Source organism: Citrobacter freundii complex sp. CFNIH2 (assembly GCF_002880615.1).
In the GTDB taxonomy this organism is placed as follows: Bacteria; Pseudomonadota; Gammaproteobacteria; order Enterobacterales; family Enterobacteriaceae; genus Citrobacter_A; species Citrobacter_A amalonaticus_F.
In genome coordinates this window covers 3,512,116-3,524,870 of sequence record NZ_CP025757.1, presented here as the reverse complement: position 1 = coordinate 3,524,870, position 12,755 = coordinate 3,512,116, and the positions used below count along the sequence as shown (strand labels likewise).

Annotated in this window: 9 protein-coding genes; 8 read left to right on the top strand and 1 reads right to left on the bottom strand. The window is 55.7% G+C overall.

From position 1 onward, the window contains the following. The first annotated feature begins 177 nt into the window (after positions 1 to 177). The 7 genes from mreB to tldD all read left to right on the top strand — a co-directional run bounded on the left by mreB (position 178) and on the right by tldD (position 10,242). Positions 178 to 1,221, top strand: a complete 1,044-nt coding sequence (gene mreB / locus WM46_RS17170; protein ID WP_000913396.1) for a rod shape-determining protein MreB — start codon at positions 178 to 180, stop codon at positions 1,219 to 1,221. 63 nt (positions 1,222 to 1,284) lie between these two features. After that, a complete protein-coding gene (gene mreC / locus WM46_RS17165) occupies positions 1,285 to 2,313 on the top strand; it encodes a rod shape-determining protein MreC (RefSeq protein ID WP_061076145.1) in 1,029 nt (342 codons plus the stop codon). Continuing rightward, positions 2,313 to 2,801, top strand: a complete 489-nt coding sequence (gene mreD / locus WM46_RS17160) for a rod shape-determining protein MreD (protein WP_042998336.1) — start codon at positions 2,313 to 2,315, stop codon at positions 2,799 to 2,801. The genes mreC and mreD overlap by 1 nt, the downstream gene beginning before the upstream one ends. Before the next feature lie 8 nt (positions 2,802 to 2,809). Further along, a complete protein-coding gene (locus tag WM46_RS17155) occupies positions 2,810 to 3,403 on the top strand; it encodes a Maf family protein (protein ID WP_061076146.1) in 594 nt (197 codons plus the stop codon). Continuing rightward, the gene (gene rng / locus WM46_RS17150; RefSeq protein ID WP_042998334.1) at positions 3,393 to 4,862 is read left to right on the top strand and encodes a ribonuclease G; all 1,470 of its coding nucleotides are present in this window, start codon (positions 3,393 to 3,395) and stop codon (positions 4,860 to 4,862) included. Before WM46_RS17155 ends, rng begins: the two co-directional genes overlap by 11 nt. Before the next feature lie 56 nt (positions 4,863 to 4,918). Beyond that, positions 4,919 to 8,719, top strand: a complete 3,801-nt coding sequence (yhdP, locus tag WM46_RS17145; RefSeq protein WP_102602892.1) for an AsmA2 domain-containing protein YhdP — start codon at positions 4,919 to 4,921, stop codon at positions 8,717 to 8,719. Positions 8,720 to 8,796: 77 nt separating this feature from the next. Continuing rightward, on the top strand, positions 8,797 to 10,242 hold the full coding sequence (tldD, locus tag WM46_RS17140; RefSeq protein ID WP_102602891.1) for a metalloprotease TldD: 1,446 nt from the start codon (positions 8,797 to 8,799) through the stop codon (positions 10,240 to 10,242). A gap of 48 nt (positions 10,243 to 10,290) precedes the next feature. On the opposite strand, the gene WM46_RS17135 is transcribed toward tldD, so the two are convergent. Continuing rightward, entirely contained in the window at positions 10,291 to 11,103 is an 813-nt protein-coding gene (locus WM46_RS17135) for a helix-turn-helix domain-containing protein (RefSeq protein ID WP_061076148.1), read from the bottom strand. Positions 11,104 to 11,349: 246 nt separating this feature from the next. Here WM46_RS17135 and WM46_RS17130 point away from each other — a divergent pair, with 246 nt between their 5' ends. Further along, a complete protein-coding gene (locus tag WM46_RS17130) occupies positions 11,350 to 12,753 on the top strand; it encodes an MFS transporter (protein ID WP_102602890.1) in 1,404 nt (467 codons plus the stop codon). The last annotated feature ends 2 nt before the right edge of the window (positions 12,754 to 12,755 follow it).

The window sequence follows — 12,755 nt, the reverse complement described above, 5'->3', positions numbered from 1 at the left end:
GGATTGCTGCTGAAGTGCTCAGCCCTGAGGGACTCAGGTAGAGATTTGTAACAAAGGAAACGAACTGCACTAATTTTCACCGTAGCAGATGATTTTTGCGCCTTGTCGCTGCTGCGTGTGGTTGGTAAAGTAAGCGGATTTTGTTTTCCGCCCCAGCTTTCAGGATTATCCCTTAGTATGTTGAAAAAATTTCGTGGCATGTTTTCCAATGACTTGTCCATTGACCTGGGTACCGCGAATACCCTCATTTATGTAAAAGGACAAGGCATCGTATTGAATGAGCCTTCCGTTGTGGCCATTCGTCAGGATCGTGCCGGTTCACCGAAAAGCGTGGCTGCAGTAGGTCATGATGCGAAGCAGATGCTGGGTCGTACGCCGGGCAACATTGCTGCTATTCGCCCAATGAAAGACGGTGTTATTGCCGACTTCTTCGTGACTGAAAAAATGCTCCAGCACTTTATCAAACAAGTGCACAGCAACAGCTTTATGCGTCCAAGCCCGCGCGTGCTGGTGTGTGTACCGGTTGGTGCCACTCAGGTTGAGCGTCGTGCTATTCGTGAATCCGCACAGGGCGCTGGCGCCCGTGAAGTCTTCCTGATTGAAGAGCCGATGGCGGCGGCAATCGGTGCGGGTCTGCCTGTTTCTGAGGCAACCGGCTCGATGGTTGTGGACATCGGTGGCGGTACGACGGAAGTCGCCGTTATCTCCCTGAACGGTGTGGTCTATTCTTCTTCTGTCCGTATCGGCGGCGATCGCTTCGATGAAGCCATCATTAATTATGTGCGCCGTAACTACGGTTCCCTGATCGGTGAAGCCACCGCAGAACGTATCAAGCATGAAATCGGTTCTGCCTATCCGGGCGACGAAGTGCGTGAAATCGAAGTGCGCGGTCGTAACCTGGCAGAAGGTGTTCCTCGCGGCTTCACCCTGAACTCTAACGAGATTCTGGAAGCTCTGCAGGAGCCGCTGACCGGTATTGTTAGCGCGGTGATGGTTGCACTGGAACAGTGCCCGCCGGAACTGGCGTCTGATATCTCCGAGCGCGGAATGGTGCTCACTGGCGGTGGCGCGCTGCTGCGTAACCTTGATCGTCTGTTAATGGAAGAAACCGGTATTCCAGTTGTTGTCGCTGAAGACCCGCTGACCTGTGTGGCGCGTGGCGGCGGCAAAGCGCTGGAAATGATCGACATGCACGGCGGCGACCTGTTCAGCGAAGAGTAATCGGGTGCCGGCAGGAGAGCGTCACGCTGTCCTGCCGACTCTGATACGAGAATACGCAAACTTATGAAGCCAATTTTTAGCCGTGGCCCCTCGCTACAGATTCGCCTTATTCTGGCGGTGTTGGTGGCGCTCGGCGTTATTATTGCCGACAGCCGCCTGGGTACGTTCAGTCAGATCCGTACGTACATGGATACCGCCGTCAGTCCTTTCTACTTTATTTCCAATGGTCCCCGTGAACTGCTTGATGGCGTCTCGCAAACGCTCGCATCACGCGACCAGCTTGAGCTTGAAAACCGGGCGCTGCGCCAGGAACTGCTGCTGAAAAACAGTGAATTGCTGATGCTGGGGCAGTACAAACAGGAGAACGCGCGCCTGCGCGAGCTGCTGGGTTCGCCGCTGCGTCAGGATGAACAAAAGATGGTGACGCAGGTCATCTCCACGGTTAACGATCCCTACAGCGACCAGGTGGTTATCGACAAAGGCAGCGTGAACGGGGTTTACGAAGGCCAGCCGGTAATCAGCGATAAAGGCGTTGTCGGTCAGGTCGTCGCGGTGGCGAAGCTGACCAGCCGCGTCCTGCTGATTTGCGATGCCACTCATGCGTTGCCCATTCAGGTGTTGCGCAACGACATCCGGGTGATCGCGGCTGGTAACGGCTGTACCGACGATCTGCAACTCGAACACCTGCCGGCCAATACTGATATTCGCGTTGGCGATGTGCTGGTAACGTCTGGTCTGGGCGGTCGTTTCCCGGAAGGCTATCCGGTTGCGGTGGTCTCTTCCGTTAAGCTGGATACTCAACGTGCTTACACCGTGATTCAGGCGCGTCCTACTGCGGGCTTACAGCGTCTGCGCTATCTGCTGCTGCTGTGGGGGGCCGACCGTAACGGCGCCAACCCGATGACGCCGGAAGAGGTGCATCGTGTGGCGAATGAACGTCTGATGCAGATGATGCCGCAAGTGTTGCCGTCTCCGGATATGATGGGGCCGCCGCCGCCCGTGCCTGCGCCAGCGACCGGTATCACGTCATCACCTGCCGCTCCGCCAGCGGGTGCGACGCCGCCTCCAGCGCGTGCGCCGGGAGGCCAGTAGTGGCAAGCTATCGTAGCCAGGGTCGCTGGGTTATCTGGCTCTCGTTCTTTATCGCACTGTTACTGCAAGTGATGCCCTGGCCAGATGAGATCATTGTCTTTCGGCCAAACTGGGTGCTGCTCATTTTACTCTACTGGATCCTCGCCCTGCCGCATCGCGTCAATGTGGGCACAGGTTTCGTGATGGGTGCCATACTGGATCTCATTAGTGGTTCCACGCTCGGCGTGCGGGCATTGTCGATGAGCATCATCGCTTACCTGGTTGCGCTGAAATTTCAGCTCTTTCGCAATCTGGCGCTCTGGCAGCAGGCGCTGGTGGTGATGTTGCTTTCGCTGGTGGTGGATATTATTGTTTTCTGGTCAGAGTTTTTAGTGATCAACGTCTCTTTCAGACCTGAAGTGTTCTGGAGTAGTGTAGTCAACGGTGTGCTCTGGCCGTGGCTTTTCTTGCTGATGCGTAAAGTCCGCCAGCAATTTGCAGTGCAATAAAGGTTTCTATGACATCTCTATACTTAGCTTCCGGTTCGCCGCGTCGTCAGGAACTGCTCACGCAGTTAGGCGTTTCTTTCGAGCGTATTGTTACGGGAATCGAAGAAACGCGTGGCGAGGGAGAAAGCGCACAGCAATATGTGTCGCGTCTGGCGCGGGAAAAAGCCCAGGCCGGCGTGGCGCAGACGCCGCGCGATCTCCCTGTGCTGGGGGCGGATACCATCGTTATCCTCAACGGTGAAGTGTTAGAGAAACCGCGTGACGCACACCATGCGGCGCTGATGTTGCGCAAGTTGTCCGGCCAAACGCATCAGGTGATGACGGCCGTTGCGTTGGCGGATAGCCAGTATGTGCTCGATTGCCTGGTGATGACCGAGGTGACGTTCCGAGCGTTGACGGATGCGGATATCGCTGACTATATCGCCAGCGGTGAACCGATGGATAAAGCAGGTGCATACGGTATTCAGGGGCGGGGTGGCTGTTTTGTCAGGAAGATAAATGGCAGCTATCACGCCGTGGTCGGCTTACCGCTGGTTGAAACGTATGAGTTGCTGAGCAATTTTAACTCACTGCGTGAGAAAAGGGATAAACATGACGGCTGAATTATTGGTAAACGTAACGCCATCGGAAACACGCGTGGCGTACATTGATGGCGGTATTCTGCAAGAAATTCATATTGAGCGCGAAGCGCGACGCGGGATCGTAGGCAATATCTACAAAGGTCGGGTCAGTCGCGTACTTCCGGGTATGCAGGCGGCTTTTGTAGATATTGGGCTGGATAAAGCCGCGTTTCTTCACGCTTCCGATATTATGCCGCACACCGAATGCGTAGCGGGTGAAGAGCAGAAGCAGTTCACCGTTCGCGATATTTCGGAGCTGGTGCGTCAGGGGCAAGATCTGATGGTGCAGGTGGTGAAAGATCCGTTAGGCACCAAAGGCGCGCGTCTGACCACCGACATCACTTTGCCGTCTCGTTATCTGGTCTTTATGCCCGGCGCCTCGCACGTGGGCGTTTCTCAGCGTATCGAAAGTGAAGCCGAGCGTGAGCGTCTGAAGAAAGTGGTTGCTGAGTACTGCGATGAGCAGGGCGGGTTTATCATCCGCACTGCGGCAGAAGGCGTTTGTGAAGACGATCTGGCGTCAGATGCCGCGTATCTCAAGCGCGTCTGGACCAAGGTGATGGAGCGCAAAAAGCGCCCGCAGACGCGTTACCAGATGTATGGCGAGCTGGCGCTGGCGCAACGTGTGCTGCGTGATTTTGCTGACGCACAGTTAGACCGCATTCGCGTGGATTCCCGTCTGACCTATGAAGCCCTGCTGGAGTTTACTGCGGAGTACATCCCGGAAATGACCAGCAAGCTGGAGCATTACAGCGGACGCCAGCCGATTTTCGATCTCTTTGACGTTGAGAATGAGATCCAGCGTGCGCTGGAGCGAAAAGTTGAACTGAAATCCGGCGGCTATCTGATTATCGATCAAACTGAAGCGATGACCACCGTCGATATCAACACCGGCGCGTTTGTCGGCCATCGTAATCTTGATGACACCATCTTCAACACTAATATTGAAGCGACCCAGGCGATTGCCCGTCAGCTGCGACTGCGTAATCTCGGCGGCATCATTATTATCGATTTTATCGACATGAATAATGAGGATCACCGTCGCCGGGTACTGCATTCGCTTGAGCAGGCGCTGAGTAAAGATCGGGTGAAAACCAGCATTAACGGTTTTTCGCAGTTGGGTCTGGTGGAGATGACGCGCAAGCGCACGCGTGAGAGCGTGGAGCATGTGTTGTGCAACGAGTGTCCGACCTGTCACGGACGCGGCACGGTGAAGACGGTGGAAACCGTCTGCTATGAGATCATGCGTGAGATCGTTCGCGTGCACCACGCCTACGACTCCGACCGCTTCCTGGTCTATGCTTCTCCGGCAGTGGCAGAAACCCTGAAAGGGGAAGAGTCGCACGCGCTGGCGGAAGTTGAGATTTTTGTCGGCAAACAGGTGAAAGTCCAAATTGAACCGCTCTATAACCAGGAGCAGTTTGACGTCGTAATGATGTAAACCGATACGGTGCCGTGTGACGGGCGGCGCATTTTCAGGCAGACAAGGAGAGACGCGTGAGGCGATTGCCGGGGATATTATTGCTCACTGGAGCCGCGCTCGTCGTTGTCGTAGCGCTGTTGGTCAGTGGTTTGCGCCTGGCATTACCGCATCTCGACAGTTGGCGTCCGACGATCCTCAGCAAAATTGAGTCTGCGACGGGGCTGCCGGTTAAGGCCAGCCAGCTCTCTGCCAACTGGCAAAATTTTGGTCCCACCCTCGAAGCACGTGATATCCGCGCGGAGCTGAAAGACGGCGGCGAATTCTCGGTAAAACGCGTTACCCTGGCGCTGGATGTCTGGCAGAGCTTGCTGCACATGCGCTGGCAATTTCGCGATCTCACCTTCTGGCAACTGAATTTCCGTACCAACACGCCGATTGAACGTAGCGAAAGCGGTGACGGGCTGGAAGCCAGCCGAATCAACGATCTTTTCCTGCGCCAGTTCGATCACTTCGATCTCCGCGACAGTCAAATCAGCTTTCTGACGCTCTCCGGTCAGCGCGCTGAACTGGCGATTCCGCAACTCACCTGGGTTAATGGTAAAAATCGCCACCGCGCGGAGGGACAAGTCAGCCTCTCCAGTCTGACCGGTCAACACGGCGTCATGCAGGTGCGCATGGATCTGCGTGATGATGAAGGGCTGCTGAATAATGGTCGGGTCTGGCTGCAGGCCGACGATATCGACGTGAAACCGTGGCTGGGCAAATGGATGCAGGATAACGTGGCGCTGGAGACTGCGCGCTTTAGCCTCGAAGGCTGGATGACCATCAGCAAAGGAGAGATCGCCGGTGGCGACGTCTGGCTGAAACAGGGGGGCGCGAGCTGGAAAGGCGACAATAACCTCCATACGCTCTCTGTCGATAATCTGACGGCGCATATCAGTCGTGAACAGCCGGGCTGGCAGTTTTCTATTCCCGATACCCGCATCACGATGGACGGTAAGGCCTGGCCGCGCGGAGCGCTACAGCTCGCCTGGATCCCCGAGCAGGAAGTCGGCGGCGCAGACGGCAAGCGCAGTGACGAACTGCGCATCCGCGCCAGCCATCTGGAGTTGGCCGGACTTGAGGGGCTGCGCCCGATGGTGTCTAAGCTTTCGCCCGCGCTGGGTGATATCTGGCTTGCCACCCAACCGAGCGGAAATATCGATACTCTGGCGCTGGATATCCCGCTTCAGGCCACGGAAAAGACACGTTTTCAGGCCTCATGGCGCGATCTGGCGTGGAAACAGTGGAAGCTATTGCCGGGGGCGGAGAACTTCTCAGGAACGCTCTCCGGGAGCGTGGAAAATGGCGCACTGACCGCGTCGATGAAACAGGCAAAAATGCCCTACGAAACGGTCTTCCGTGCGCCATTAGAAATTGAAGACGGCGTTGCCACGCTGAACTGGCTGAAGAATGACAACGGTTTTCAGCTGGACGGTCGTAATATCGATGTGAAAGCGAAAGCGGTCCACGCGCGCGGCGGCTTCCGCTATCTGCAGCCGACAGGCGATGACCCCTGGCTGGGGATTCTGGCGGGTATCAGCACCGATGACGGCTCTCAGGCCTGGCGTTACTTCCCGGAAAATCTGATGGGCAAGGCGCTGGCGGACTATCTCAGCGGCGCGATTCAGGGGGGAGAAGCGGATAACGCGACGCTGGTGTACGGCGGTAATCCGCATTTGTTCCCGTACAAGCACAACGAAGGCCAGTTTGAAGTGCTGGTCCCACTGCGCAATGCGAAATTTGCCTTTCAGCCGGACTGGCCTGCGCTGACCGATCTGAATATCGAGCTGGATTTCCTTAACGACGGCCTGTGGATGAAAACCGATGGCGTCAATTTAGGCGGCGTGAAGGCCACGAACCTGACGGCGATCATCCCGGACTACGCCAAAGAGAAGTTGCTGATTGACGCCGATATTCAGGGGCCGGGCAAGGCGGTGGGGCCGTATTTTGATGACACGCCGTTGAAGTCGTCGCTGGGCGCCACGCTTGAGCAGTTGCAGATCGACGGTGATGTGAATGCTCGCTTACATCTGGATATCCCGCTGGATGGCGAAATGGTTACCGCAAAAGGCGATGTGTCGCTGCGCGATAATAGCCTGTTTATCAAACCGCTCGACAGCACCCTGAAAAACCTCAGCGGCAAATTCAGCTTTACCAATGGCAACCTGAAAAGCGAGCCGATGACGGCGAACTGGTTTAATCAGCCGGTGAACGTTGATTTCACCACCACGGAAGGAACGAAAGCCTATCAGGTCGCGGTGAATCTCAACGGCAACTGGCAGCCCGCTCGTACCGGCGTATTGCCATCGCAGGTCAATGACGCGCTCAGCGGCAGCCTGGCCTGGGACGGTAAAGTGGGTATCGACCTGCCGTATCATTCCGGGACAACGTACAACATTGAACTGAACGGCGATCTCAGGAATGTAAGTAGTCACTTACCTTCTCCGCTGGATAAAAAAGCCGGTGAGGCGTTACCCGTCAAAATTAAAGCAACCGGCGACCTGCGTAGCTTTACGCTGACCGGTAGCGCCGGACAGGAAAATCATTTTAACAGCCGCTGGTTGCTGAATCAGAAGCTGACGTTGGATCGCGCGATCTGGACAGCGGAAAGCCGGACGGCGCCGCCTTTGCCTGAACAGGAAGGCATTGAGCTGAATCTACCCGCGATGGATGGCGCACAGTGGCTGGCCCTGTTCCAGAAAGGTGCGGCGGACAACGTCGGAGCCAACGCGAATTTCCCGCAACATATTACGCTGCGCACGCCAGCGTTAACGCTGGGGGGACAACAGTGGAACAACTTGAGCCTCGTTTCTGAACCGGCGTCGAATGGCACTAAAGTCGAGGCGCAGGGGCGTGAGATCAATGCAACGCTGGCAATGCGCAATAACGCGCCGTGGCTGGCAAACATCAAATACCTCTATTACAACCCCTCCGTGGCTAAAACGGATAACAGCGACGCGCCGGCTTCGCCATTTGCATCCGTAGAACGCTTTAGTTTCCGCGGCTGGCCTGACGTGCAGTTGCGCTGTGAAGAGTGCTGGATGTGGGGACAGAAATACGGACGCATCGATGCGGATGTGGCCATTCAGGGCGACACCCTGAACCTGAGTAACGGCCTGCTGGATACCGGCTTCACCCGACTGACGGCGGACGGACAGTGGGTGAACACCCCTGGCAGCGAGCGTACCTCTTTAAAAGGGAAACTGCGGGGTAACAAGATTGATGCGGCGGCCGGATTCTTTGGCGTTTCGACACCGATTCGCAACGCCTCGTTTAACGTGGATTACGATCTGCACTGGCGCAACCCGCCGTGGAAGCCGGAGGAAGCCTCGCTGAACGGCATTATCCGCACCCGCCTGGGTAAAGGGGAGATCACCGAGCTAAGCACCGGTCACGCGGGGCAGTTGCTGCGCCTGCTGAGCTTTGACGCGCTGCTGCGTAAACTGCGTTTCGATTTTAGCGATACCTTCAATGAAGGATTTTACTTCGACTCCATTCGCAGCACCGCCTGGATCAAAGACGGCATATTGCATACCGACGACACGCTGGTGGACGGACTGGAAGCGGATATCGCCATGAAAGGCTCGGTCAACCTGGTGCGCCGCGAGCTGGATGTTGAAGCGGTGGTGGCACCGGAAATCTCCGCCACGGTGGGGGTCGCCGCTGCGTTTGCGGTGAACCCGATCGTTGGTGCGGCAGTCTTTGCCGCCAGTAAAGTGCTTGGACCGCTGTGGAGTAAAGTCTCGATTCTGCGCTATCGGATCACCGGTCCACTCGATAAACCACAGATCAACGAAGTCCTGCGCCAGCCGCGGAAAGAAAATTCGCAATGATTTGACGGGGGCAAGGAATTGCCCCACTCTCAGTACATAGATCCTCTATCTGCAGTCACTAACGAGTAGCAATAACGATGAGTCTGAACCTGGTAAGTGAACAATTGCTAGCGGCGAACGGCCTGAAACATCAGGATCTGTTCGCCATTCTGGGCCAACTGGCCGAACGTCGTCTTGATTACGGCGATCTCTATTTTCAGTCGAGCTATCACGAATCCTGGGTTTTAGAAGACCGCATCATTAAAGATGGTTCTTACAATATCGATCAGGGCGTTGGCGTTCGCGCAGTGAGCGGTGAAAAAACCGGGTTTGCCTATGCTGACCAGATCAGTCTGCAGGCGCTGGAACAGAGTGCGCGCGCCGCGCGTACCATCGTGCGTGACAATGGCGACGGGAAAGTGAAGACTCTCGGTGCCGTGGAGTATCCGGCGCTGTACACCTCTGTCGATCCGCTGCAAAGCATGAGCCGTGAAGAGAAGCTCGATATTCTGCGCCGCGTCGATAAAGTCGCCCGCGAAGCGGATAAGCGAGTACAGGAAGTGTCGGCCAGCCTGACCGGCGTGTATGAATTGATCCTCGTTGCCGCCACGGACGGGACGCTGGCCGCCGATGTGCGTCCACTGGTGCGTTTGTCGGTCAGCGTGCAGGTGGAAGAAGACGGTAAACGTGAGCGCGGCGCCAGCGGTGGCGGTGGGCGTTTTGGCTACGATTATTTCCTCGCCGATCTGGATGGCGACGTCCGCGCCGACGCGTGGGCGAAAGAGGCCGTGCGCATGGCGCTGGTGAACCTGTCCGCGGTTGCCGCGCCTGCCGGGACGCTGCCCGTCGTATTGGGTGCCGGCTGGCCGGGCGTACTGCTGCATGAAGCGGTGGGGCATGGTCTGGAAGGGGACTTTAACCGTCGCGGCACCTCGGTATTCAGCGGTCATATGGGCGAACTGGTCGCCTCTGAACTGTGCACTGTGGTGGACGATGGAACGATGGTGGATCGTCGCGGGTCGGTGGCCATTGATGACGAAGGCACGCCGGGTCAGTACAACGTCCTGATCGAAAACGGCATTCTGAAAGGTTATATGCAGGACAAACTGAATGCGCGCCTGATGGGCGTTGCACCTACCGGAAACGGCCGTCGCGAGTCTTACGCGCATCTGCCGATGCCGCGCATGACCAACACCTATATGCTGCCGGGTAAATCCACGCCGCAAGAGATCATTGAGTCCGTAGAGTACGGGATCTATGCGCCAAACTTTGGCGGCGGTCAGGTGGATATCACCTCCGGTAAGTTCGTCTTCTCTACCTCAGAGGCGTATCTGATTGAGAACGGCAAAGTGACGAAGCCGGTGAAAGGGGCCACGTTGATTGGTTCGGGTATCGAAGCGATGCAGCAGATTTCGATGGTCGGGAACGACCTGAAGCTGGATAACGGCGTCGGCGTCTGTGGCAAAGAAGGTCAGAGCCTGCCGGTTGGCGTTGGTCAGCCGACGCTGAAGGTCGATAACCTGACGGTGGGGGGCACCGCGTAACGCCATTTTCCGGATGGGGATAAACGCCCCATCCGGCCATCTCTGGCTTCAGTCTGAATTAATATGTTCCTTACAATACCGGCGTTTCCACGCAGCTGGCGTCAGTCCAGTGTGTTTACGAAAAATCTGCCGAAAATAGCCGACGTCATTAAATCCACACTTCTGTGCCACCTCGCTTAATGCCAGCGAATCGCTAATCAATAGCTTCTCTGCGGCGCTGACGCGCTGGCGATGAATGGCTTCAGTCATCGTCATGTGAAATATCCGTCGGTAGACTCGCCCGAGATAATCGGCATTGCAGTGCAACTCCCGGGCAAGTTGCGACGTCGAGATTGGCAGGTGATATTGTGTGCGAATATGTTTACGCGCCTTATAGGCCAGCGCCACACCGGCGTTATCACCGTGGGTTTCACTCCCCACCGCAGAGGCGATTTGTTGCAAAATCAGCAACAGAATAAATTCCAGTGCCGGACCGTGACGTCTGTTTTCCTGTTCACTTAAAAACTGACGAAACAGCGACATGACATACTGTGGGCTGCTGACGCTGATATGCTGCGGTAGCGATAGTAACTGCGTCGGATTGGTGGTCGCTGGCAGCACGTCAAAATGCACCCAGTAAAATGTGAGATCCGGCGGGAAATCCCCTATCCCGACGTGGCGGCGCCGGGGCCATAGCAACAAACTTTCTCCGGCCTTAACCTCAAACAGGACGTCGTTTTCTCTGATTGTCAGCGTCCCCTGCTGTACAAAAATCAACTCCCAGGATTCCAGCCTGCGTGCCGGGTGGCTACCTACGCCGCGCGAGATAAACAAACCGCCGTTTTGTACCCTAATCGGAAGCGCTATGGATAAATCAAGCATGGATATGTAATTTCTCGCGTTTTTTTAGATAAAAATAACCTTTCTATATGATTAATAAAAAGTTATTTGATATTCACCGATCGGCCTCACAGTTTTGCCAGCAGGTCGGAATCGTCATCTTTTTATACCTGTTTATCGCCTTGTTGACACGGTAATTCCGGGCAAAATTACATCTGAATTTTCTTATTAAAACCGGAATCCTGTGAATTTATCGGGATAAATCTGCTTCAGACGAGGAACCTTTATATGACCTCTACTTCACTGACGGAAACGGATATTGCCGGAAGTCATCCCGACGAAAAATTGTCGATACGCGAAAAGATCGGCTACGGGCTGGGCGATGCAGGTGGCACAGTGATCACCTGCCTGATCATGAACTTTTTAACCTTTTTCTATACCGATATCTTCGGGCTGACCCCCGCGCTGGTTGGCATCTTGTTTTTAGTACTGCGTGTTTTTGACGCTATTTCCGATCCGATTATGGGCGTGGTCGCTGACCGTACCCGCAGCCGCTGGGGGCGTTTCCGCCCATGGCAACTGTGGATAGCCGTGCCCATCGGCGTTATTGGGGTGCTGACCTTTACCGTCCCGGATGCATCAATGGGGATTAAAATCGCCTGGGCCTTTGGCACGTATTTGTTGCTTTCGGTGAGCTATACCGCGATCAACGTTCCCTACTGCGCGCTAATCAACACCATGACGACGCGTCACTCTGAAGTGATCGCCTGCCAGTCCTGGCGCTTTGTGCTGTGTGGCGTCGCGGGCTTTCTGGTCTCCGTTGGGTTGCCGTGGCTGGTGGAGACGCTTGGTGATGGCAACACCGCGCAGGGTTATCAGCTTGGCGTCGGTGTATTGTGCGCCGTCGCGGTAGTGATGTTCCTGTGCTGCTTCTTCTGGGTGCGTGAGCGGGTGTCGCTCAACGTGATGGGGCACTTTTCCCTGCGCGAACATCTGGCGGGCCTGCGCAAAAACGACCAGTTACTGCTAATGCTGTTGATGTCATTTCTGCTGATTAACGTGTTCAATATTCGCGGCGGCGGCTACATGTACTTCATCACTTACGTGTTGCAGGGCAGCACCGCTTATACGTCGTTGTTTTTTACCATGGTAACGTTCGCTTCCATTATCGGTTCGGTGATGGTTAACCTGCTGTCGCGCCGCGTTGATACGGTCAAACTCTACTATTACACCAACCTGGTGTTAGCTTTACTTGCGGTCATTATGTGGTTTCTGCCCGCCAGTCCTGACTGGCAGACATTATGGCTGGTCGTGATCCTCGGTAACGGCATTATCCTTGGCTTTACTCTACCACTGCACTTTTCACTGATGGCCTTTGCCGACGACTACGGCGAGTGGAAAACCGGCGTGCGATCCTCCGGCATGAATTTCGCCTTCAACCTGTTTTTTATCAAGCTGGCGTGGGCCTCCAGCGCCGGGATTATCAGCCTGGTGTTTATTGCCGTGGCCTACAAAGCAGGGGCGGAAAACCAGACGCCCGCGTCATTGCAGGGGATTTTCTCCATGGAAAGTCTGCTGCCTGCACTGTTCCACCTGCTGCTGGCGCTGTCCATCCGCGCCTGTAAACTCAATAACCCGATGATGGCCCGTATTTCCGATGATTTACGCCAGCGTCACGCCCAGGTCCTGTAGGA